The organism is Phycicoccus flavus (genome assembly GCF_004025965.2).
Taxonomy (GTDB): domain Bacteria; phylum Actinomycetota; class Actinomycetes; order Actinomycetales; family Dermatophilaceae; genus Phycicoccus; species Phycicoccus flavus.
Genome location: NZ_SAYU02000017.1, coordinates 14,195 through 35,231, shown reverse-complemented (window position 1 = coordinate 35,231; position 21,037 = coordinate 14,195). Strand labels below are relative to the sequence as shown.

At 74.1% G+C, this 21,037-nt stretch carries 21 protein-coding genes; 5 read left to right on the top strand and 16 right to left on the bottom strand.

What is annotated here, in order from left to right; genetic code table 11:
* Positions 1–3 precede the first annotated feature (3 nt).
* Positions 4–1,104: a GNAT family N-acetyltransferase gene (locus EPD83_RS07145; protein WP_128365981.1), complete on the bottom strand. Its 1,101-nt coding sequence runs from the start codon at positions 1,102–1,104 to the stop codon at positions 4–6.
* 39 nt (positions 1,105–1,143) lie between these two features.
* On the opposite strand from EPD83_RS07145, the gene EPD83_RS07140 reads away from it, so the two are divergent.
* Entirely contained in the window at positions 1,144–1,536 is a 393-nt protein-coding gene (locus EPD83_RS07140) for a hypothetical protein (protein ID WP_128365982.1), read from the top strand.
* A 4-nt stretch (positions 1,537–1,540) separates the two neighbouring features.
* On the opposite strand, the gene hflX is transcribed toward EPD83_RS07140, so the two are convergent.
* The gene (gene hflX / locus EPD83_RS07135; RefSeq protein WP_128365983.1) at positions 1,541–3,013 is read right to left on the bottom strand and encodes a GTPase HflX; all 1,473 of its coding nucleotides are present in this window, start codon (positions 3,011–3,013) and stop codon (positions 1,541–1,543) included.
* Positions 3,014–3,108: 95 nt separating this feature from the next.
* Between hflX and EPD83_RS07130 the strand changes: the two genes are divergently transcribed.
* Positions 3,109–3,723: a class I SAM-dependent methyltransferase gene (locus EPD83_RS07130; RefSeq protein ID WP_128365984.1), complete on the top strand. Its 615-nt coding sequence runs from the start codon at positions 3,109–3,111 to the stop codon at positions 3,721–3,723.
* Positions 3,724–3,801: 78 nt separating this feature from the next.
* On the opposite strand, the gene ggt is transcribed toward EPD83_RS07130, so the two are convergent.
* Genes ggt through def form a run of 4 tightly spaced genes read right to left on the bottom strand, consistent with a single transcriptional unit; the run spans position 3,802 to position 8,223 of the window.
* Complete coding sequence (gene ggt / locus EPD83_RS07125; RefSeq protein ID WP_128365573.1) at positions 3,802–5,682, bottom strand: gamma-glutamyltransferase; 1,881 nt, start codon at positions 5,680–5,682, stop codon at positions 3,802–3,804.
* A 46-nt stretch (positions 5,683–5,728) separates the two neighbouring features.
* A complete protein-coding gene (dapF, locus tag EPD83_RS07120; protein ID WP_128365574.1) occupies positions 5,729–6,607 on the bottom strand; it encodes a diaminopimelate epimerase in 879 nt (292 codons plus the stop codon).
* The gene (miaA, locus tag EPD83_RS07115) at positions 6,600–7,568 is read right to left on the bottom strand and encodes a tRNA (adenosine(37)-N6)-dimethylallyltransferase MiaA (RefSeq protein ID WP_205859444.1); all 969 of its coding nucleotides are present in this window, start codon (positions 7,566–7,568) and stop codon (positions 6,600–6,602) included. Before miaA ends, dapF begins: the two co-directional genes overlap by 8 nt.
* 49 nt (positions 7,569–7,617) lie before the next feature.
* Complete coding sequence (def, locus tag EPD83_RS07110; protein ID WP_128365576.1) at positions 7,618–8,223, bottom strand: peptide deformylase; 606 nt, start codon at positions 8,221–8,223, stop codon at positions 7,618–7,620.
* A 133-nt stretch (positions 8,224–8,356) separates the two neighbouring features.
* Between def and EPD83_RS07105 the strand changes: the two genes are divergently transcribed.
* Together EPD83_RS07105 and EPD83_RS07100 are read left to right on the top strand one after the other, a co-directional pair.
* Complete coding sequence (locus tag EPD83_RS07105; protein ID WP_128365577.1) at positions 8,357–8,548, top strand: antitoxin; 192 nt, start codon at positions 8,357–8,359, stop codon at positions 8,546–8,548.
* A 163-nt stretch (positions 8,549–8,711) separates the two neighbouring features.
* Entirely contained in the window at positions 8,712–8,924 is a 213-nt protein-coding gene (locus EPD83_RS07100) for a hypothetical protein (protein WP_128365578.1), read from the top strand.
* A 106-nt stretch (positions 8,925–9,030) separates the two neighbouring features.
* On the opposite strand, the gene miaB is transcribed toward EPD83_RS07100, so the two are convergent.
* From miaB to EPD83_RS07070, 6 genes are all read right to left on the bottom strand, one after another.
* The gene (gene miaB / locus EPD83_RS07095) at positions 9,031–10,548 is read right to left on the bottom strand and encodes a tRNA (N6-isopentenyl adenosine(37)-C2)-methylthiotransferase MiaB (RefSeq protein ID WP_128365579.1); all 1,518 of its coding nucleotides are present in this window, start codon (positions 10,546–10,548) and stop codon (positions 9,031–9,033) included.
* Between the two features lie 38 nt (positions 10,549–10,586).
* Positions 10,587–11,396, bottom strand: a complete 810-nt coding sequence (locus EPD83_RS07090; RefSeq protein WP_128365580.1) for an ABC transporter permease — start codon at positions 11,394–11,396, stop codon at positions 10,587–10,589.
* Positions 11,393–12,397 carry an ATP-binding cassette domain-containing protein gene (locus tag EPD83_RS07085; RefSeq protein WP_128365581.1) on the bottom strand — a complete coding sequence of 335 codons (1,005 nt, stop codon included), beginning with the start codon at positions 12,395–12,397 and terminating at the stop codon, positions 11,393–11,395. The genes EPD83_RS07090 and EPD83_RS07085 overlap by 4 nt, the downstream gene beginning before the upstream one ends.
* Before the next feature lie 103 nt (positions 12,398–12,500).
* A complete protein-coding gene (locus tag EPD83_RS07080) occupies positions 12,501–13,340 on the bottom strand; it encodes a transglutaminase family protein (RefSeq protein ID WP_128365582.1) in 840 nt (279 codons plus the stop codon).
* Between the two features lies 1 nt (position 13,341).
* Positions 13,342–14,268 carry an alpha-E domain-containing protein gene (locus EPD83_RS07075; protein ID WP_128365583.1) on the bottom strand — a complete coding sequence of 309 codons (927 nt, stop codon included), beginning with the start codon at positions 14,266–14,268 and terminating at the stop codon, positions 13,342–13,344.
* Positions 14,262–15,824 carry a circularly permuted type 2 ATP-grasp protein gene (locus EPD83_RS07070; protein ID WP_128365590.1) on the bottom strand — a complete coding sequence of 521 codons (1,563 nt, stop codon included), beginning with the start codon at positions 15,822–15,824 and terminating at the stop codon, positions 14,262–14,264. Before EPD83_RS07070 ends, EPD83_RS07075 begins: the two co-directional genes overlap by 7 nt.
* A 231-nt stretch (positions 15,825–16,055) precedes the next feature.
* On the opposite strand from EPD83_RS07070, the gene EPD83_RS07065 reads away from it, so the two are divergent.
* Positions 16,056–16,466, top strand: coding sequence for a YccF domain-containing protein (locus EPD83_RS07065; protein WP_128365584.1), 411 nt, complete (start codon positions 16,056–16,058; stop codon positions 16,464–16,466).
* Between the two features lie 27 nt (positions 16,467–16,493).
* Here the strand turns inward: EPD83_RS07065 and EPD83_RS07060 are convergent, their stop codons facing one another.
* The 4 genes from EPD83_RS07060 to EPD83_RS07045 all read right to left on the bottom strand — a co-directional run bounded on the left by EPD83_RS07060 (position 16,494) and on the right by EPD83_RS07045 (position 21,027).
* On the bottom strand, positions 16,494–17,042 hold the full coding sequence (locus tag EPD83_RS07060) for a regulatory protein RecX (RefSeq protein WP_235950391.1): 549 nt from the start codon (positions 17,040–17,042) through the stop codon (positions 16,494–16,496).
* A gap of 136 nt (positions 17,043–17,178) precedes the next feature.
* Positions 17,179–18,213: a recombinase RecA gene (gene recA / locus EPD83_RS07055; protein WP_128365591.1), complete on the bottom strand. Its 1,035-nt coding sequence runs from the start codon at positions 18,211–18,213 to the stop codon at positions 17,179–17,181.
* A 325-nt stretch (positions 18,214–18,538) separates the two neighbouring features.
* Positions 18,539–18,967: a hypothetical protein gene (locus tag EPD83_RS07050; protein WP_128365586.1), complete on the bottom strand. Its 429-nt coding sequence runs from the start codon at positions 18,965–18,967 to the stop codon at positions 18,539–18,541.
* Positions 18,964–21,027: a CARDB domain-containing protein gene (locus EPD83_RS07045; RefSeq protein WP_128365587.1), complete on the bottom strand. Its 2,064-nt coding sequence runs from the start codon at positions 21,025–21,027 to the stop codon at positions 18,964–18,966. The genes EPD83_RS07050 and EPD83_RS07045 overlap by 4 nt, the downstream gene beginning before the upstream one ends.
* Between the last annotated feature and the right edge of the window lie 10 nt (positions 21,028–21,037).

The following is a 21,037-nucleotide window of genomic DNA, read 5'->3' as shown; positions in this document are numbered from 1 at the left end:
GCGTCAGGGGCGGCCGTCGCCGACCATCGGCCGGTCGTCAAGCCGCCGGGCCAGCTGGATGCTGTCCCGGTCGTCGCCGGGCGCCACCCGGATGTTGCCGGGCACCCGGCCGACCTCGACGTAGCCGTTGCGCTCGTAGAACCGGCTGAGCCCGAGGCCGCTGCGGGCGACGACGGCCACGACCTCGACGCCGTCCTCGCGGGCGGCCCGGTGCAGCGCCGCCAGGACGAGCCGGCCGAGGTTGCGCCCGCGCGAGCCGGGGTCGCTCATCACCCGGTAGCCGGTCCGGAAGTGCGTGAGCAGCGGGCCGGTCTCGGCGCCCCAGAACCCGCAGGCGAGGACCTCGCCCGCCGGGCCGCGCAGCAGCACGGCGGTCGCGCGCCCCGCGGCCAGGGCCGACTCGTGCGCCGCGAGGGCCTCGGCCACCGCCTCCCGCGGGGCACCGGGCGGGAAGCCCACCGCTCCCCCCGCGTCGTTCGTCGCGCACCACAGGTCCAGGAGCCCCTCGCGGGCGTCGGCACCGAGACGGCCGCGGTGGGTCTCGGCCCGCGGGGCGAGCAGCACCACGGGCGGGGCGACGTCGTCGGGGTCGGCGGCCCGGGCCCGGGCGACCGCCGGTGGCGGCACGCCCGGCAGCTCGACGCCCGCGGCGGCGGCGCCGACGAGGCGCAGGCCGGCCCGCTGCGCCGTACGGATCGACGCGTCGTGGCCGGGTCGGGCGGTGGCGACCAGCGGCAGCACCGGCCGGTGCTCGACGACGTCGGCGACGAGCGCCCGGGCGACCTCGGTGCCGAGGCCCCGGCCGTGGTGGGCGAGGTCGAACCGGTAGTACAGGTTGAGGTGCTCCCGCTCCCGGCCGTGGATGACGCCGGCCACCCCCAGAGCCTCGCCCGTCGCGTCCTCGACGACGCCGTACCCGAAGCCGTGCTCGGCCCAGTGGGCCAGCGCGCGCTCGAACGTCGCCCCGGCCGCCTGCGGGTCGGCGGCCCGGGCCCACGGGGCCAGCGGGTACTGCGCGGGGTCGGTGTGCAGGCGCACCCACAGGTCCCGGTCGCCCTCGGCCGGCGGCCGCAGCCGGGTCCGCTCCGTGCGCAGGAAGGTCACGCCGCGACCCTACGACGGCGCTTTCGTAGACTCCGGGCCATGACACCGGTCCGCCTGCTGCGCGTCCTCGCGACCGTCCTCCTCGCGGTGGCCGTGGGCCAGGCGGGGTTCGGCTCCGGCCTCGTGGCGACCCTCGTCGACCCCCCGAAGAGCGAGGCCCTGGAAGCCGTGCACGAGGCCGGCGCCTACGTCGTCCTCGTCACGACGATTGCGTGCGTCGTGGCGGCGCTGCGGGTCCGGCGGGGCGACGGGCCGTCGTGGCCGCTGTGGTTCGCGCTGTCGCTGCTGGCCGCCGCCGTCCTCCAGGTGACGCTGGGGTCGCTGGAGGTCGTCGGGGCCCACGTCTTCGTCGGCGTCCTGCTCCTGTGCGGCGTCACGACCTACGTGTCCTACGTCTGGCGGTGGCTCGCCGACCCGCGAGGGCGCGCCTGAGGCGTCAGACCGCGAAGGCGGAGAGGTCGTCGGCGAGCTCGGCGTCGACCCGCGCCGTGAGCCGGGTGCCCTCGGCGACGTGCTCGCTGGCCAGCACCTCGCCGACCTCGTGGACGCGGCTCACGAGGTCGCCGCGGTCGTAGGGCACGAGGACCTCAACGTCGATGTCCGGCTGCGGCAGCTCGTCGGCGACGAGGGCGCGCAGGGCGTCCAGCCCCTCGCCGGTGCGGGCGGACACGACGAGGCAGTGCTTCTCGTGCCGGAGCAGACGGTCGAGGACCTCGGGGTCGGCGAGGTCGGCCTTGTTGACGACGACGACCTCCTTGACGTCCGTGGCGCCGACGTCGGCGAGGACGGAGCGGACCGCGGTGATCTGGCCCTCCGGGTCGGGGTGGGAGCCGTCGACGACGTGGAGCAGCAGGTCGCTGTCGGCGACCTCCTCGAGGGTCGAGCGGAACGCCTCGACGAGCTGGTGGGGCAGCTGGCGGACGAAGCCGACGGTGTCGGCGAGGGTGTAGAGCCGGCCGTCCGGGGTCTCGGCGCGGCGGACGGTGGGGTCGAGGGTCGCGAAGAGCTGGTTCTCGACGAGCACGCCGGCCCCGGTGAGCCGGTTGAGGAGGCTCGACTTCCCGGCGTTGGTGTAGCCGGCGATGGCGACGCTCGGGACCCGGTTCGCCCGGCGGCCGCCGCGCTTGGTGTCACGGACGGTCTTAATGTCCTTGATCTCCCGGCGCAGCCGCGCGATGCGGGAGTTGATCCGGCGCCGGTCGAGCTCGATCTTCGTCTCGCCGGGTCCGCGCGAGCCCATGCCCTGGCCACCCGCGGCCTGGCCGCCGGCCTGCCGGGACATCGACTCGCCCCAGCCGCGCAGCCGCGGCAGCAGGTACTGCAGCTGGGCGAGCTCGACCTGGGCCTTGCCCTCCCGGCTCTTGGCGTGCTGGGCGAAGATGTCGAGGATGAGCGCCGTCCGGTCGATGACCTTGACCTTGACGACGTCCTCGAGCGCGCGGCGCTGGCTGGGTGCGAGCTCGGTGTCGGCGATGACGGTGTCGGCGCCCTCGGCGACGACGACGTCGCGCAGCTCGACGGCCTTGCCCTTGCCGAGGTAGGTGGCCGGGTCCGGGTGCGCCCGGCGCTGGACGACCCCCGCGAGCACCTCCGACCCGGCGGTCTCGGCGAGGGCGGCGAGCTCCCGCAGGGAGTTCTCGGCGTCCTCCAGGGTGCCCTCGGACCACACCGCGGCGAGGACGACGCGCTCCAGCCGGAGCTGGCGGTACTCGACCTCGGTGATGTCCTCGAGCTCGGTCGAGAGCCCGGACACGCGGCGGAGCGCGGCGCGCTCCTCGCGGTCGTACTGGTCGCCGTCGTAGTCGAGGCGGTCGTCGTCGAGGACGACGCCGGCGTCGTCGAGGGTCTCGGGGGCGGTGTCGCGGGCCAGGGCGGAGGCCCGTCCGGAGAGGATGTCGCGTGCTGTCATGTTCTCCCTACTGTCGCACGGTGGAACGCCGGGCGGCGACGGGTTTCTTCCGCGGTGCGGGCGTCGTCGCCGCCGGCCGCTAGCCTTCGGAGCCGATGAGCGAGCACTACTTCACCGCCGACCCCGCGAGCGCCGACGAGCGCCGGGCGCTGACCGTCCGGCTGGCCGGTCGCGAGGTCACCGTGCAGGTGGCGGGGGGTGTCTTCTCCCCCGGCGGCCTCGACAAGGGCACCGCGGTGCTCCTGGAGCACGTCGCCGAGCCACCCCCCGAGGGCACCTTCGTCGACCTCGGCTGCGGCTGGGGCCCGCTCGCCCTCACCCTCGGCCTGCGCTCCCCCGCCGCGACCGTCTGGGCGGTCGACGTCAACGCCCGGGCGCTGGACCTGTGCCGGCGCAACGCCGCCGCGCTCGGCCTGGAGCGCGTGCGGGCGGTGACCGCCGAGCAGGTGCCGGCCGAGGTGCGCGTCGACCGGCTGTGGTCGAACCCGCCGATCCGGGTCGGCAAGGCCGTCCTGCACGACCTGCTGCGCACCTGGCTGCCGCGGCTCGCGCCCGACGGGGTGGCGTCGCTCGTCGTGCAGAAGAACCTCGGCTCCGACAGCCTCCAGCGCTGGGTCACCGGCGAGCTCGGCATGCCGTGCGAGCGCGTCGCCTCCAGCCGCGGGTTCCGCGTCCTCGAGGTCCGCCCCCCGGCGGACATTTCGGGGTGACCCCGAAATGTCCGCCGGGCAGGGGTTCGGAAGCGGGGTCTCGGTGACGAACCGGGGTCCCGGCACCGTCGCCGTCCGCTAGCCGGCGTCGGGGACGACGACCATCGCCGACCCGCCACCGCGCCGGACGGGCTCGGCCGCCGCGGTGTAGCGGTCCGGGCCGAGCACCCGGATCGCCGTCGCGGCGCCGATCTCCGGGGTGCTCGAGAGCCGGTGCCCGAGTGCGGTGAGCCCGGCCCCGACCGGCGACCCGGCGATGGCCGGCTCCGCCGACTCGGTGGACCCGTTGCGGCTGGACAGCCGCGGCGCCGCGACGGCGTCGCCGACCGACAGGTCGCGCTCGTAGACCCCGAGGAGGATCTGCGCCGTCGTCGTGATGATCGTCGAGCCACCGGGGCTGCCGGCGACGAGCTCGAGGCCGTCGGCGCCGACGACGACCGTCGGCGACATCGACGAGCGCGGCCGCTTGCCCGGGCCGGGCAGGTTCGGGTCGGGCACGCCCGGCGTCAGCGGCACGAAGTCGAAGTCGGTCAGCTCGTTGTTGAGGATGAACCCCCAGCCGGGCACGGTGATGGCCGAGCCGCCGGTCTGCTCGATGGTCGAGGTGTAGGACACCGCGTTGCCCCACCGGTCGACCACCGACAGGTGCGTCGTCGACATCCCCTCGTGCGGCAGGATCCCGGAGGCCCGGGCGTCACCGCAGTCGGCGTACGAGCCGTCGGGACTGCCGAACGGCACGGGTCGCGGCATCGCGGCGGCGGGGTCGAACAGGCAGCTGCGCTCGTCCGCGAACCCCTGCGAGACGAGCTCACCGGTCGGCACGCCGGGAACGTCCCCGACGTACCGGTTGCGGTCGGCGAAGGCCGTCGCGGACGCCTCGGAGAACCGGTGCAGGTACTGCACCTGGTCGACCTCGCTCGTCGGGGTGCCGGTGCGCTCGTCGTAGGCCTCGACGAGGTTGAGGATCTCGGCGACGGCGATCCCGCCGCTGCTCGGCACCGGCATGCCGTAGACGTCGCGGCCGCGGTAGCGCGAGTGCACGGGCGCCCTGTCCAGCGCCTCGTAGCGGGCGAGGTCGGCACGGGTCAGCTCTCCGGCGGGGACCTCGACACCGGGCGCGGTCGTCGGGTCCTGGATCTCGGCGACGACGGCGCGGGCCAGCCGGCCGTCGTAGAGGCTCTCGACCCCGTGGGTGCGGATCTCCCGGTAGGCCGCGGACAGGTCCGGGTTGCGGAAGACCGAGCCGACGGCCGGGGCCTGCCCGCCCGGCAGGAAGACCACGGCGGTCTCGGGGAACATCGAGAACCGGTCCGCGTTGGCGACCGTCTGGTCATGGAAGGTCTGGTCGACGACGAAGCCGTTGCGGGCCAGCCGCTCGGCCGGCTTGAGCAGGTCGCGCAGGCGCTCGCTGCCCCAGCGGTCGACGGCGCGCTGCCAGGTCGCGGGGTTGCCCGGCACGCCGACCGACAGGCCGGAGTTCACGGCCGTCCGGAACGGCAGCGGGTCGCCGTCGGCGTCGAGGAACGCGGTCTCGTCGTAGCTCATCGGGGCGGTCTCGCGGCCGTCGACGGTGTCGACCCGCCCGGAGGAGGCGTCGTAGTGGACGAAGAACCCGCCACCGCCGATGCCGGTCGAGTACGGCTCGGTGACCCCGAGCGCCGCCGCCGTGGCGACCGCGGCGTCGGTGGCGTTGCCGCCGGCGGCGAGGACGTCGATGCCGACCTGGCTGGCCACGGGGTCGACGGACGCGACGGCCCCGCCCGAGCCGGTCATCACCGGGACCTTGGGCAGGTCGTGCCCGACCGGCGGTGGACCGCCTCGCTGCGGACGGTCGCGGTCCGGCGCGGCGGTGGCTGGGACCGCGCCGAGGGCGAGGGCGGCGGCGGTGCCGACCGCCAGCGCGGCGAGCGCGCGGCGGTGGAACGGACGGGTGGTGCGGGCGGCGGTCGGGGTCCCCATCCGGGAACGGTAGAGCGGCCGCGGGGGTCCCGCCACCGGAGCGGCGTCAGGCCGGCAGGACCTCCGCCGGGACCGTGCCGTCGGCGACGAGGACGGCCGGACCGGCGAGCTCGACGCCGTGGTCGGCGAGCAGTCGGACGGTGAGCCGGCCGCCGGGGACGTCGACGAGCCACGTCGAGCCGGTGTCGAGGGACCCGGCCCAGAAGCTCGTCGCGACGGCGGCGGCGCAGGCCCCGGTGCCGCACGAGCGGGTCTCGCCGACTCCGCGCTCGTGGACGCGCATCGCCACGTGGCCGGGTCCGATGGGGCGGACGAGCTCGACGTTGGTGCCGTTCGGCGGGGCCGGCCGGACCAGCGGGGCGCGGCCGAGGTCGAGGGCGCCGAGGTCGACGTCCTCGGGCAGGGCGACGACGGTGTGCGGGTTGCCGAGGTCGACCGAGATGGCCGAGAACGGGTCCCCGTCGCCGACGTGGACCAGCGCGTCGGCGCCGTCGCGGTCGGCGGTCTGCGGGTCGGCGAGCCGCCACGGTCCGAGGTCCACCGCCCAGCCGTCGGCGTCGGCGCGGACGACCCTGGCGCCCGTGCGGGTCGCGATGGTGAAGGCGTCGCCCGTCTCCAGACCCTCGCGTCGCAGGTAGGCGGCGAAGACGCGGGTACCGTTCCCGCACATCTCCGCCACCGAGCCGTCGGCGTTGCGGTAGTCCATGAACCAGCGGGCCCGGTCGGCCTGCTCGCGCACCGCGGGCTCGTCGGCGAGCTCGGTCGGGACGACCCGGATGACCCCGTCGCCCCCGACGCCGGCCCGCCGGTCGGCGAGGAAGGCGGCGCGCCCGGCCGAGAGGCCGAGGGCGCCGTCGAGGTCCGGGACGAGGACGAAGTCGTTCTCGGTCCCGTGCCCCTTCGTGAAGGTCAGCGGGTCAGCCATGCCCGCCATCGTCCCATCCCTCGCGCCGCAGCCAGTGCGCCGCCTCCTCGACGAGCGCCGCGGCGCGCCCGAGCAGGTCCGGGGCGAGGGCGTCGAGCCAGTGCACCCGCGGGTCCGCGCCGAACCAGGACTCCTGGCGCCGGACGAGCCGCCGGGTGCGGGCGGCGGTGTCGGCCACCGCCTCGGCGAGCGTCATCGTCCCGTCGAGGACGGCGAGCGCCTGCGCGTAGCCGACGGCCCGGCTCGCGGTGCGCCCCTCGCGCAGGCCGCGGCCGGCGAGCCCGGCGGTCTCCTCGACGAGCCCGGCGTCGAACATCGCCCGCGTCCGCTGCTCGATCCGGCGGTCGAGCCGCTCACGGTCCAGGCGGAGGCCGAGGACGACGGTGGGCCGCACGTGCTCGCGGCGGGGCATGGTCGCGCTGAAGGGGCGTCCGGTGAGCTCGACGACCTCGAGCGCCCGCACCACCCGGCGGGTGTTCGCGGGCTCGATGGCGGCCGCGGCGACGGGGTCCAGACGGCCGAGCTCGGCGAACAGTGCCGCGCCGCCCTCGTCCTGCGCCCGGGCCTCCAGCGCGGCGCGCACGGCGGGGTCGGTGGGCGGGATCTGCAGCCGGTCCAGGGCCGCCCGCACGTACAGGCCGGACCCGCCGACGACCAGCGGCACCCGGCCCCGCCGCAGCACCCCCTCGAGGTCGGCCCGGGCGTCGCGCTGGTACGCGGCGACGGTGGCCTCCTCGGTGACGTCGAGGACGTCGAGCTGGTGGTGCGGGACCCCCTGCCGCTCGTCCGGGGCGAGCTTGGCCGTGCCGATGTCCATGCCCCGGTACAGCTGCGAGGCGTCCGCCCCGACGACCTCACCGCCCAGCCGCAGCGCGAGCGCGACGCCGAGGTCGGACTTGCCCGTGGCGGTGGGCCCGACGACGGCGACGACGAGCCCGGGATCCGGGGTCGCCGGCGCCACGGGGTCGACCTCAGGAGGAGTCACGACGGACCGGCGGTGCCGTGCCCGGTCAGTCGACGCGGTCGGCGTCGGGCGTCTCGTCGTCGTGGCCGAAGGGGTCGCGGTCCACCCCGGGCATCCACGAGCCGCCCGGCTTGCCCCACCCGTTGGCCCGGACGGCCTTCTTCGCCTTGCGGGCCCAGGGGTCGGCGAGGCGGTCGACGTAGAGGAAGCCGTTGAGGTGGTCGTACTCGTGCTGGAGCATCCGGGCGAACCAGCCGGTGGCCTCGTAGCGCAGCTCGCGGCCGTCGACGTCCTGGCCGGTGAGCGTGGCCCGCTCCCCGCGCCGCAGCGGGAAGGACTCCCCCGGCACCGAGAGGCAGCCCTCGGACTCCTCGTGCGGGTCGGGGTCGCCGACGACCGGCTTGGCGGCGACGAGATAGGGGTTGATGACGACCCCGCGGGGCGGGATGCCGTCGTCGTTGGCCAGCTGCCAGGTGAAGATGCGCAGTCCCACCCCGACCTGCGGTGCGGCCAGACCGACGCCCCGGGCCGCGTCCATCGTCTCGAACATGTCCGCGACGAGCTCGCGGACCTCGTCGTCGATGACGGAGACCGGCTCGGCGCGCCGGTGCAGGACGGGCTCGCCGGTGATGACGACGGGGCGGATGGTCATGCCTCGGATTCTTCCAGAACCCCGCGGCGTCACCGGTGCGGGCCGGGGGTGGCGCCGCCCGCGGAACGGGTGTGGACTGGAGGTGCTCCGCCACGGAGCGCGTCCACCGTCCCCCACCGCCAGGAGGCCGCCGATGGGATTCCTCGACAACGCCAAGGACAAGCTCTCCGAGCTCTCCGACCAGCACCCCGACCAGGTCGAGTCGCTCAGCGACCAGGCCATCGAGCGCGGCGGCGACGCCGCCGACTCGGCCACCGGCGAGAAGTACGCCGACCACGTGGACCAGGCCCAGACCCGGGCCGACGGGATGATCGGCGAGCGCTGAGCCACCCGGCGTGAGGCCCCTCGGCGCGACGCGCCGGGGGGTCTCGTCCGTTCGGACACCATCGCCGCGGCATTCGGACCGAAGGCGTGTCGGGGCCCTCGAACGGGGTGCGTCGGGGCCCGTGGCGTCACTACGGTGGTCCCACTCTCGCCACCGGAAGGACGTGACGCTCGTGTCGCACTGGACCTCAGGGCTCCCCAAGCTGGACATCCAGCCCTTCGACCCCTCGCCCCTCTACGCCGCCGTCGAGGAGACCAACCGCGAGCGCGCCCAGACCCGGGCCCGTCGCCGCACCCGGCTGCTGCCGGCCCTCGCCGTCGTCGGCATCGCCGCCGTCGTGGGAGCCGTCCTCGGCACCCTCGCGCTGATGGGCTGACCCGCCCCGGCGCCATCGCATCCACGCGCGCCCGTCTCGCCCGGTCCTCGCCGAGCAGGCGGGCGCAGCCGTGTCCGGGGCCGCCCCGGTCCCGCCCGGTCCCGGGTCAGGCCGAGCAGGCGGGGGCGGCGGGGGTCGTCGTCGCCGGGCGGCCGACGGCCGGCATGCCGAGCGGGACGGCCGGCCCGGCCCGCCCGTCCGGACCCTGCAGCGCCTCCCAGGCGTCCCCGCCGCGGGTCCGCCGCACGAGGTAGCGGCCCCCGCGCACCCCGCCGTCGGCGACGAGGTGGTGCGGCGCGCCGTAGGTGACGGCGGCGGTCACCGCGTCGCCGGGACGCGGGCGCTCCGCGCCGTCCGGCACCGCGACGTGGACCAGCCGGTTGTCGCGGGCCCGGCCCGACACCCGCGCGGTCTCGCCGTCCTTGCGGCCCTCACCGGGGGCGACGAGCACCTCGACCTCCCGCCCCTCCAGGGCCCGGTTGCCGGCCCAGGACATCTCCTCCTGCAGCGCGACGAGGCGGTCGAAGCGCTCCTGGACGACCGGCTTCGGCACCTGGTCCGGCATGGTCGCCGCGGGGGTGCCGGCGCGCACGGAGTACTGGAAGGTGAAGGCGCTGGAGAAGCGCGAGGCCTCGACGACGCGCAGCGTCTCGGCGAAGTCGTTCTCGGTCTCGCCCGGGAAGCCGACGATGAGGTCGGTGGTGATCGCCGCGTCCGGCATGGCCGCACGGACCCGGTCGAGGATGCCGAGGAACCGCTCGCTGCGGTAGCTGCGGCGCATGGCCTTCAGGACGCGGTCGGAGCCGGACTGCAGCGGCATGTGCAGGCTGGGCATGACGTTCGGGGTCTCGGCCATCGCGGCGATGACGTCGTCGGTGAAGGCGGCGGGGTGCGGGCTCGTGAAGCGCACCCGCTCGAGCCCGTCGACCTCGCCGCAGGCCCGCAGCAGCTTGCCGAAGGCGAGCCGGTCGCCGAACTCGACGCCGTAGCTGTTGACGTTCTGCCCGAGCAGCGTGATCTCGACGACGCCTTGGGCCACGAGCGCCTCGACCTCGGCGAGGACGTCGCCCGGGCGCCGGTCCTGCTCCTTGCCCCGCAGGCTGGGGACGATGCAGAAGGTGCACGTGTTGTTGCAGCCGACCGAGACCGACACCCAGCCCGAGAACGCGGAGTCGCGGCGGGTGGGCAGGGTCGAGGGGAAGGTCTCGAGCGACTCGAGGATCTCGACCTGCGCGCGGCGGTTGTGCCGGGCCCGGTCCAGCAGCGCGGGCAGGCTGCCGATGTTGTGGGTGCCGAAGACGACGTCGACCCACGGTGCCCTCGTGACGATGGTGTCGCGGTCCTTCTGCGCCAGACAGCCGCCGACCGCGATCTGGAGGTCGGGGTTGCGCTGCTTGGCCGGCCGCAGCTGCCCGAGGTTGCCGTAGAGCTTGTTGTCGGCGTTCTCGCGCACGGCACAGGTGTTGAAGACGACGACGTCCGCGACGTCGGGGCGGTCGCCGGCCGGCACGCTCGCGAGGTCGACGTACCCGGCGGTCTCGAGCAGCCCGGCGAGCCGCTCGGAGTCGTGGACGTTCATCTGGCACCCGTGGGTGCGCACGTCGTAGGTCTTCGCTGTCGTCATGGCGCGTCCAGGGTACGTGCCGCCACGCCGTCCGGCGCTCAGCGGGAGGTGGTGCGCTGGTACTGCCGGACCGAGAGCGGGACGAAGACCAGGAGCACGGCCGCCGACCACAGCAGCGAGTAGACGACGGGGTGCTGCAGCGGCCAGACGTCCGGCGGTGGGAACTGCGGGTTGGTGTTGCCGAACAGCTCGCGGGCGGCCTGGGTGACGCTGGACACCGGGTTCCAGTACGCGAAGGTGCGCAGGGGCCCGGGCAGCGTCTCGGGGCTGACGAAGGTGTTGGCGATGAAGGTCAGCGGGAAGATGACGATGAAGGCCGCATTGTTGACGACCTCCGGGGTGCGCACGAGCAGCCCGACGAGTGCCATGATCCACGAGACCGCGTAGGCGAACAGGAGCAGCAGCAGGAAGCCGCCGAGGGCGTCGAGCGGGTTGCTGCGGATCCGCCAGCCGACGACGAGCCCGCTCAGCCCCATGACGAGGAGGCTGATGAGGTTGTTGACGACGTCGGAGGCGGTCCGCCCGAGCAGCACCGCGGCCGGCGACATCGGCAGGGTGCGGAACCGGTCGATGAACCCCTTCTGCAGGTCCTCGGCCAGGCTGAAGCCGGTGAACGTGCTGCCGAAGACGACCGTCTGGGCGAAGATCCCCGCGATGAGGAACTCCTTGTAGTCGATGCCGGTGTTCTGCTCGCCGATCGCCCCGCCGAAGACGTAGGCGAAGAGCAGGACGAACATGATCGGCTGCAGCGTCGTGAAGACGAGCAGGTCGGGGACCCGCCGGATCTTGATCAGGTTGCGCCGGGTGACGGTGACGGCGTCGGCCGCGGTGTGCGCGAGGGAGGTCATCCGGCAACCTCCTGGGTCTCGCGGGTCGCCCCGTCCGAGTCGTCCGGCTCCTCGGTCGCCCGGCCGGTGAGGGTGAGGAAGACGTCGTCGAGGGTCGGGCGACGCAGCCCGAGGTCGGACACGCCGACCCCGGCGTCGTCGAGCCGGCGGACGGCCTCGACGAGGACGCTCGCCCCGCCGCTGACCGGCACGGTGAGCCGGCGCGACCGCTCGTCGACGACCGCCTCGCCGCGGCCGAGCCCGGCCAGCGCCTCGCGCGCGGACCCGAGCGAGGCGGCGTCCTCGACGACGACCTCGACCCGCTCCCCGCCGACCTGCTCCTTGAGGTCGTCGGCGGTGCCCTCGGCGATGACCCGGCCGTGGTCGATGACGGCGATCCGGTCGGCCAGCTGGTCGGCCTCCTCGAGGTACTGCGTGGTGAGCAGCAGCGTCGTGCCGCCCTTGACGAGGTCGTCGATGACCTTCCACATCCCGAGGCGCGAGCGCGGGTCGAGCCCGGTCGTCGGCTCGTCGAGGAACAGCACCGGTGGCCGGGCGACGAGCGCGCCCGCGAGGTCGAGGCGCCGGCGCATCCCGCCGGAGTACCCCTTGACCTGGCGGTCGGCGGCGTCGGCGAGGTCGAACTGCTCGAGCAGCTCGCGGGCCCGCTCCTTGGCGGCTCCCGACCCGAGGTGGTAGAGGCGGCCGACCATGTCGAGGTTCTCGAACCCCGTGAGGTACTCGTCGACCGCGGCGTACTGCCCGCTGACCCCGATGGTGCTGCGCACGCCACCGGGATCACGCAGGACGTCGGTGCCCCGGACCCGCGCGGACCCGGCGTCCGGGACGAGCAGCGTGGTGAGCACCTTGATCGTCGTCGTCTTGCCCGCCCCGTTCGGCCCGAGCAGCCCGACGACCGTGCCCTCGGCGACGCGCAGGTCCAGGCCGTCCAGGGCCCGGACCTCGCCCTCCCCGGAGCCGTAGACCTTGACCAGCCCCTCGGCCTCCACGGCGTCCACCATCGCGTTCCCTCCACCTCGACCGCGGCGTCTCCACGACCTCGTCGCCGCCCACTGTAGGAGTGCCCACCGACGGGGCCCGCCCCGGTCGGGTCGCGGCCCCGGCTCAGGCCAGGCGGCTCATCGTCACGACGACCTCCTGGGCGGCGGTCGCGCGCCCCGAGTAGATGCCCTTGAACGGCGGGACGTCGTCGTAGTCGCGACCACGGGCCACGACGACGTGGTCCTGCCCCACCCGGATGCCGTTGGTCGGGTCGGCGGCGACCCAGGCGTCGTCCCAGAACTCGACCCACGCGTGGCTCTCACCGGTGGCGGACTCGCCGACGGCGAGGTCGGCCCGGGGGACGAGGTAGCCGGACACGTACCGCGCCGGGATGCCGAGGGTGCGCAGCGCGCCGACGGTGACGTGCGCGAAGTCCTGGCAGACCCCGGCCCGGTCGTCCCAGGCCTCCGCGCCGCGGCTGCTCACCCCGGTGGACCCCGGCCGGTACTCCATCTCGGCGCGGACCCGGGCGCAGACGCCGTCGGCGGCCTCCCGTGGCGTGGCGGCGTCCCGCACGGCGTCGACGAGGGCGAGCACGCCCTCACCGGGCTGCGTTCGCGGCGAGAGCATGAGCCACTCGTAGAGGCGGTCCTGCACCGCCGGGTCGCGCACGGCGTCCCACCCGGCGCCGGGGCCGTGGTCGACCGCGTCGGACCGCTCGACGGTCGAGATCGCCTCGATGTCGAGGCGCCGGTGCTCCGACAGGCTCTCCATCGCCATGACGTGGGTGCCCCAGTGGTCGCGGTAGACGTTGCTCCACGTCATCGGGCGGATGCGGATGCGGTTCTCCAGCGTCGTCTGGCCCGGCTCGTTGAGCGGGGTCATCCGCAGCTCGTTGTGGGCGGCGCGCACGGGCCCGTCGTAGGCCAGCGCGGTCGTGTGCACGATGCGGTAGCGGCGCACCTCAGATCACGTCCCTCGTCCAGGTCGGCAGGGGTCCGGACTGGAAGTAGCGGGTGGCGATGGCGGTCGACGCGGCGTCGACGGCGGTCTGGACCCGGCGCATCTGCGCCGGCAGGTCGGCGATGACGTCCTGCGGGTTGCGGTACTCCAGCGAGGTGCGGATGCGCCCCAGCTGGCGACGGGCCTCGTCGGCGATGCCGATGCCCTCGGTCTGCGGCGGGGTGAGGGCGGCCAGGCGGTGCTCGGCCTCGAGGAGCGAGAAGTGCACCGAGCGCGGGAACTCGCGGTCCAGGACGAGGAAGGCGGCCGCGCGCTCGTCGGTGAGCAGGCCGCGCTGGCTGCGCATGAACGCCTGCTGGGCCCCGCAGCTGGACAGGACGACCGACCACGGCGCGCCCCCGCCGGGCAGCCCTCCGGTGGCGACGAGCCGGGCGGTCATGTCCGCGCGTTCCACGCTGCGGCCGAGGACGAGAAAGTCCCAGGCCTCGTCGTGCGACATCGTCGAGTCGGCGATGCCGGAGACGAGCGCTGCCCGCTCGCGCACCCACGACAGGTGCCGGTCGGTGACGACGCCGCGGCCGAAGCCGTTCCAGCGGTGCCACGTCGTGTTGATGCCCTCCCACAGCTCGGTCGAGAGCGTCTCGCGGGCGCGGCGGGCGTTCTCGCGGGCGGCGAACCAGGCACCCGTGATCGAGCTCGCGTTGGACCGGTCGAAGACGAGCGAGGCGCCGACGTCGTCGAACGTCGCCTCGGGACGGCCCGGGAGGCCCATGATCACCGACAGGACGGTGTGCGAGGCGGCGGCCTCGTCGGCCGCGGGGTCCTCGAGCAGCTGGAGGCGCAGGACGTCGACGATCCGGGCGGTCCCGTCGGCGCGCTCGGTGTACCGGCCGATCCAGAAGAGGGACTCGGCGATCCGGCTCAGCACGCGCGGTCACCCCCGGCCGCGCCGGCGCTGCGGTCGCGTTCCTGCTGCTGTTGTTGCTGCTGGGCGCGCATGCTGTCCTCGAGCGAGGCCGTCGGGGCGCTCATGACGACGACCTCCCGGTTCTCGGTCGCGGTCATCGTGGCCGGGACGCTGGCGCGCCGGTCCGAGAGCACCCAGGTGTCCTTGGACCCGCCGCCCTGGCTGCTGTTGACGACGAGCTCGCCCTCGGGCAGCGCCACCCGGGTGAGACCGCCGGGCAGCACGCGCACCCGCTCGCCGTCGTTGACGGCGAAGGGGCGCAGGTCGACGTGCCGCGGGGCGAGGGCACCGTCGATGAAGGTCGGCACGGTGGAGAGCTGGACCACCGGCTGCGCGATCCAGCCGCGGGGGTCCTCCTCCAGGGTGCGCCGCAGCCGGTCCAGCGTCGCACCGTCGGCCTTGGGTCCGACGACGAGGCCCTTGCCGCCCGAGCCGTCCACCGGCTTGACGACCATCTCGTCGAGGTGGTCGATGACGTGGCGCAGCGCGTCCCCGCCGTCGGCGCAGCGGAAGGTGTCGACGTTGGGCAGGATCGGGTCCTCGTCGAGGTAGAAGCGGATGAGGTCGGGCAGGTAGCTGTAGATGAGCTTGTCGTCGGCGACGCCGTTGCCCACGGCGTTGGCGACGCTGACCCGGGCGGCGCGCATGGCCGAGGTCAGACCGGCGACCCCGAGCACCGAGTCGCCGCGGAAGTGGACGGGGTCGATGAAGTCGTCGTCGACCCGGCGGTAGATGACGTCGACCGGACGGTCCCCGGTGGTCGTGCGCATGCGCACCTGGCCGCCGACGCAGACGAGGTCGCGGCCCTCGACGAGCTCGACGCCCATCATCCGGGCGAGGAGGGCGTGCTCGAAGTACGCGGAGTTGAAGACGCCCGGGGTGAGGACGACGACCGTGGGGTCGCCCGCCCCGTCCGGGGCGGCCGCCCGCAGCGCCGAGAGCAGCATCCGCGGGTAGTCGTGGACCGGGCGGATGCGCATCGTCGCGAAGGCCTCGGGGAAGACGTTGGCCATGGCCCGGCGGTTGGCGATGACGTAGCTGACCCCGCTCGGGACGCGGACGTTGTCCTCGAGGACCCGGAAGGTGCCCTGCTCGTCGCGGATGAGGTCGACGCCGGCGACGTGCACCCGGACGCCGTTCGGCGGCCGGATGCCCATGACGGCGCGGTGGTAGTGGCTGGAGGAGGCGATGAGCTTCCACGGGACGATGCCCTCGTGCACCGCGCGGGGGATCTCCCCCTCCCGCGAGTAGATGTCGTCCAGGAAGGTCTCGAGCGCGGTGACCCGCTGCGCCACACCGGACTCGATGATCTGCCACTCGTGGGCGGAGATGACGCGCGGCACGGCGTCGAGCGGGAACGGGCGCTCCTCCCCGGCGTAGTCGAAGGTGACGCCCTGGTCGAGGTAGGAGCGGGCGAGGATGTCCGCACGCTCCTTGAGCGTGGCGCCGCGCATCGAGCGGAGGGTGTGGAAGACGGGCTTGTACGGGGTGCGCGGCTCCCCCGGCGTGCCGAGCATCTCGTCCCAGGCGGCGCCCAGCCGGTAGCCGTCGAAGAGGCTGCCGTTCGGGTCGGTCGTCGTCGGCTCGCTCACCCTCCGAACCTAGGGGGAATCGGTGACCATGTCATCACCGCCGGGTCTCCGGCGTGTTTCCGGGACATCCCCGATGGGCGCCGGCCGGGCGTCGTGACAGGCTGGGGCGTACCGCGATTCCCGTCCGGCCCACCCGGCCGACCTCCTGGAGGCACCGTGCGCACGCTGCTCAACGTCATCTGGTTCGTCTTCGGCGGCTTCTGGCTCGCCCTGGGCTACGCCCTGGCCGGCGTGGTGTTCTGCGTGCTCGTCGTGACCATCCCGCTCGGGGTCGCCTCCTTCCGGATGGCCAGCTACGCGCTGTGGCCGTTCGGACGGGCCGTCGTCGACAAGCCGGGCTCGGGCGGTGGGGCGCTCGTCCTCAACATCGTATGGATCCTGCTCGCCGGCTGGTGGCTGGCGCTCGGTCACCTCACGACCGCGGTCGCGCAGGCCGTGACGATCGTCGGCATCCCCCTGGCGGTGGCCAACCTCAAGCTCATCCCGGTCTCGCTCGTCCCCTACGGCAAGGACATCGTGCCCCGCGACTCCATCCCGGCCGGGGCCCGCCCGCTGCACTCCTTCTGACCGGCCGGCCCGGCGAGGACGCGGCGGTCAGTCGCGCTGGTGCTCGGGGGCGTCGCGGACGGCCTCGCGGACCACGCGCATCGCGACCTCACCGTCGTAGCCCTTGCGGGCGAGCATGCCGGCGAGCCGGCGGGTCTGGACGTGGGGCTCGAGGCCGTGCATCGTCCGCAGCTTCTTCGCGACGAGCTGTCGAGCCCGCTCCTCCTCGTCGTGGGGGTCGACCTCGGCCAGGGCCGCGGCCGCGGTGTCGTCGTCGACACCCTTCTTGCGCAGCTCCTGGCGCAGCGCCCGCCGGGCGAGCCCGCGCCCGGCCTGCTGCGATCGCACGAGCATGCCGGCGTAGGCGCCGTCGTCGACGAGGCCGACCTCCTCCATCCGGTCCAGGACAGCGTCCGCGACCTCCCCGGGGCAGTCCTTGCGGCGCAGCGCCTGCGCCAGCTGGGACCGGCTGCGGGGCCCCGCGGTCAGCTGCCGCAGGACGATCTGCCGGGCCCAGTCGTGCGGGTCCGGCTCCTCGCCGCGGGTGCGCGGGTCGGCCTCCGGGTCCGGCCGCGGGGCGGCCCGGCGCGTTCCCACACCTCGACCACTCCGCCGCCCGCGCCGACCGGAGCCGTCGCCGGCCGGCTCGGCCGCCCACTCGGGCGGCGGAGCCGAGCCGTCAGCGAAGCCCACGGCGGGCGGGGGTCACGGGCGGGACTGCGGCCACCACGGCTCAGAAGTCGACGGGGACGTCCGTCGTCGGCTCCGGGTCCGGCCTGGCGCCGACCCCGAGCTTGTCCTTGATCTTGCGCTCGATCTCGTCGGCGAGCTCGGGGTTGTCCTTGAGGAAGGTGCGGGCGTTCTCCTTGCCCTGGCCGAGCTGGTCGCCCTCGTAGGTGTACCAGGCACCGGCCTTGCGGACGAAGCCATGGTCGACGCCCATGTCGATGAGGCCGCCCTCGCGGGAGATGCCCTGCCCGTAGAGGATGTCGAACTCGGCCTGCTTGAACGGCGGCGACACCTTGTTCTTCACGACCTTGACCCGGGTGCGGTTGCCGACCGGGTCGCTGCCGTCCTTGAGGGTCTCGATGCGGCGCACGTCGAGCCGGACCGAGGCGTAGAACTTCAGCGCCTTGCCGCCCGTCGTGGTCTCGGGCGAGCCGAACATCACGCCGATCTTCTCGCGCAGCTGGTTGATGAAGATCGCCGTGGTGCCGGTGCTGTTGAGGGCGCCGGTGATCTTCCGCAGGGCCTGCGACATCAGGCGGGCCTGGAGACCGACGTGGCTGTCGCCCATCTCGCCCTCGATCTCGGCGCGCGGCACGAGGGCCGCGACGGAGTCGATGACGATGATGTCGAGCGCGCCGGAGCGGATGAGCATGTCGGCGATCTCGAGGGCCTGCTCCCCCGTGTCCGGCTGGGACACCAGGAGGGCGTCGATGTCGACGCCGAGCTTCTTCGCGTACTCGGGGTCGAGGGCATGCTCGGCGTCGATGAACGCCGCGATGCCGCCGCCCTTCTGGGCGTTCGCGACGGCGTGCAGCGCCACCGTCGTCTTTCCGGAGGACTCCGGGCCGTAGATCTCGACGACGCGGCCACGGGGCAGCCCCCCGATGCCGAGCGCGACGTCCAGGGAGATCGAGCCCGTGGGGATGACGGCGATCGGCGGACGGACGTCGTCGCCGAGGCGCATGACCGCACCCTTGCCGTGCGTCTTCTCGATCTGCGCCATCACCGAGGCGATGGCCTTGTTCTTCTCGTCGCCCATGCCGGCGCCCTTCACACTGGGCGGGTTGAGGACGGCACCGCGAGCGCCGTTGGGTCCAGCCATGTCACACCTAGTCCTTCGTGTCGTCGTCGATCGCGTCCACCGTCGACCAGCTCTCGCCGTCGGCCTCGTCGCGAGGTCTGGTCAGACGCTAGGTGGAGGCACCGACAGCCGTCACGGGTCGCCGTGGGACCTGTGGACGAGCGCCGCCGGGACCACCACCTGTGGACGAGCGTAGACGAACACGTGTTCGACCCCGGGACGGCGCGCCGCGACACGCCGAGGCGGACCGGAGGTCACGCACCACCCCGGCGACCGCGAGGGCTCAGCCCGACGACGCGAGGACCTGGACCACCGTCTCGCCGGGGCAGTCGGCCGACTCCCGGATCGCCCATCGGCCCCGCTGGTCGCCCTTCTCCCAGTTCGCCTCGGCGTCGTGTTCCTCGGTCTCGCCCGAGGTCACCGTGAACCCGGCGTCCTGGACCGGGCCGTTGAGCGCCGCGAGCACGTCCTGGAATGGCGTGGCCGTGACCCCGGTGATGACGAGACCGTCGGCGCCGCGGTCCTCGCCGTGGTAGACGACCGTGCCCGGCGGGAACGGGAAGTCGGCCGGGAACCCGTCGGGCGTCTTCGACAACGCCGTGGCGTCCCCGACGCACACGGTGCGGTCGGCGGAGCTGTCGATCCCCTCGGAGCAGCCGGAAGCGAGGAGGCCGACGGCGAGGACGGCTGCCGTGAGGGGCAGCCGCGTCACTTCGTGACCGTCCGCACGGCCTTGTTGTCGCCCTCGTCGGCCTCGCGCACCGTGTTCGCCGGGTCGACGGAGGCGAGCACGGAGTGGCTGCCCCTGGCCGCCTTCCACGAGTACGTCAAGGTCGTGCTCGCCCCGGGGGCCAGCGTCGTCGACGCGGTCGTGCCGACGACGCTGCCGTTGTCGGTGACCTGGGTGCCGAAGCCGGTGGCCTTGGCGCCGCCGACGTTCTTCACCGTCACCGAGGCCGTGAGCCCCGACTTGCTCTTGCCGACGGTGAAGCCGGAGACGGTGAGGTCGGGCAGCGGGTCGGACGCCGCGAAGAGGGTCTTTCCGCTGCTCTGCCGGGCGATCGTCGCGTACGCGTCGCGGCCGTTCTGCGCGGGGTGGGTGACGCAGGCGTCGATGCACCCGTCGGCGAACCCGACCTCGATGCGGCCGGCCTTGTCGACCTGCACGTCCATGAAGTCGAGCAGGTTGCGGTCGTCGCCGCAGGTGGTGCCGCCGGTGCAGATGCTGCCGCGCTGCACGGGGTCGTTCGGCGTCGCGTCCGAGGTCTGCCAGGTCCTGCCGCCGTCGTAGGTCGTCGCGACGTAGAGGTGCCAGATGCCGGTGAAGGTGGCCTGGTCCTGATAGTTGCCGCCGGTGGGCGTCCCGAGGAAGGCGAAGGCCGCGCGGTCGTCGTCGCCCGCGACCATGGCCGGGAAGACGGCGTTCTTGATGCCGGCCTCGAGGCCGACGGGCTGCAGGTCGGTCCAGGTCGCGCCCTTGTCGCGGCTGGTGGCGACCGCCGGGCGGCCGTCCGCGCCGACGTAGCCGAAGTACGTCGTGCCGTTGGCGCCGATGCCGACGGCCGGGTCGCTGTCGCCGGGCGTGCTGCCGGGGACGGATCGGACGGTCCACGAGGTGCCGTTGTCACCGGAGACGGCGACGGCCGAGGTGCTCCCGCAGGACTTGTTCGGCAGGTACGCGGTGCCGTCGGGGGCGACCTTGACGTGCCCGTGCAGGCCGCCGCAGTCGAGGAGGCTGTAGGTCGGGACGCCGGCACCGAACGTCGTGCCGCCGTCACGGGAGACGGCGCAGAAGGCGGTCGCGATGTCCTGCGAGCAGTAGTACACGGCGTTCGGGTACGTGGTCCCGGGCAGCGGCCCGACGCCGGTGGCCGAGAACGGCCCGCCGCCGATGGTCTGGTGGTCGACGCCGCTCGGGATGCCGCCTCCGGTGGAGGGGTTCCACGAGGTGCCGTCGTCGTCGGTCCAGCAGGTCAGTGAGTTCGCCCCGGTGAGCTGGGACTGGAAGGTCCGGCCGGTGTGGCTGTCGGTGAAGAGGATCGGGTCCAGGCTCACCGTGCTCCCGGCGGCGCAGCCGTTGGCCAGCGACGCCGACACGTCCTTCCACGTCGCGGTCGCGGGGCTCGAGCTGTCGTCGAAGGTGACCTTGTACGTCGAGAGGTAGGCCTGGTAGAGGCTCGCCCCGCTCTTCCAGTTCGTCCCGATGGACGGCTCGCCGGCGTTGTTCGCGTCGGCGAGCGACGAGGGCGCCGGGTAGACCCCGAAGCCGGGCGGGGTCGCGGTGCCGGGCGCCGGGTCGGCGGGCTTGTCGGTGAGGGTGGCCGTCGCGCTGTAGGACTGTCCGGCCGGGGCGAAGGGCACGACCCGCACCGTGTAGTCGCCGGTGGTGGGCGGCAGGACGACGGTCTCGGGGTCGGCGCTGGAGGCGGACGAGCCGACGACGGAGCCCGCGGCGTCCAGGACGTAGAGGTCGAAGTCGGCGGCGGCGAGCGGCCACTGCACCGTGATGGTGAGGGCGTGGGCGTCGCCGTAGCCGGCCGGGGTGCCCACGTGCAGCGCGAAGTCGTCGCACGACGTCGGCACGGTGCAGTCGGGCTGGTCCAGCGCCGTGCCGGTGGTGTTGGCGGTGACGAACGGTCCCCCGCTCCACGACACGCTGCGAGCGGTGTCGGTGACGGTTCCCCGCGTCGGGGTCGCCGCCTCGCCGGCTCCCGCGACCCCCAGGGCGGCGAGGCCGACGCAGACGGCGGCGAGGTAGCGCATGGCTCTCATGGATGCTCCC

Coding starts and splice junctions, on each gene's coding strand:
- EPD83_RS07085 (WP_128365581.1), bottom strand. CDS start 12,397: ATGGTGGACGCCGTGGAGGCCGAGGGGCTGGTCAAGGTCTACGGCTCC.
- def (WP_128365576.1), bottom strand. CDS start 8,223: ATGACCATCCGCCCCGTCGTCATCACCGGCGAGCCCGTCCTGCACCGG.
- EPD83_RS07070 (WP_128365590.1), bottom strand. CDS start 15,824: ATGCTCGGCACGCCGGGGGAGCCGCGCACCCCGTACAAGCCCGTCTTC.
- EPD83_RS07045 (WP_128365587.1), bottom strand. CDS start 21,027: ATGAGAGCCATGCGCTACCTCGCCGCCGTCTGCGTCGGCCTCGCCGCC.
- hflX (WP_128365983.1), bottom strand. CDS start 3,013: ATGACAGCACGCGACATCCTCTCCGGACGGGCCTCCGCCCTGGCCCGC.
- EPD83_RS07140 (WP_128365982.1), top strand. CDS start 1,144: ATGACACCGGTCCGCCTGCTGCGCGTCCTCGCGACCGTCCTCCTCGCG.
- EPD83_RS07130 (WP_128365984.1), top strand. CDS start 3,109: ATGAGCGAGCACTACTTCACCGCCGACCCCGCGAGCGCCGACGAGCGC.
- recA (WP_128365591.1), bottom strand. CDS start 18,213: ATGGGCGACGAGAAGAACAAGGCCATCGCCTCGGTGATGGCGCAGATC.
- dapF (WP_128365574.1), bottom strand. CDS start 6,607: ATGGCTGACCCGCTGACCTTCACGAAGGGGCACGGGACCGAGAACGAC.
- miaB (WP_128365579.1), bottom strand. CDS start 10,548: ATGACGACAGCGAAGACCTACGACGTGCGCACCCACGGGTGCCAGATG.
- ggt (WP_128365573.1), bottom strand. CDS start 5,682: ATGGGGACCCCGACCGCCGCCCGCACCACCCGTCCGTTCCACCGCCGC.
- EPD83_RS07105 (WP_128365577.1), top strand. CDS start 8,357: ATGGGATTCCTCGACAACGCCAAGGACAAGCTCTCCGAGCTCTCCGAC.
- EPD83_RS07090 (WP_128365580.1), bottom strand. CDS start 11,396: ATGACCTCCCTCGCGCACACCGCGGCCGACGCCGTCACCGTCACCCGG.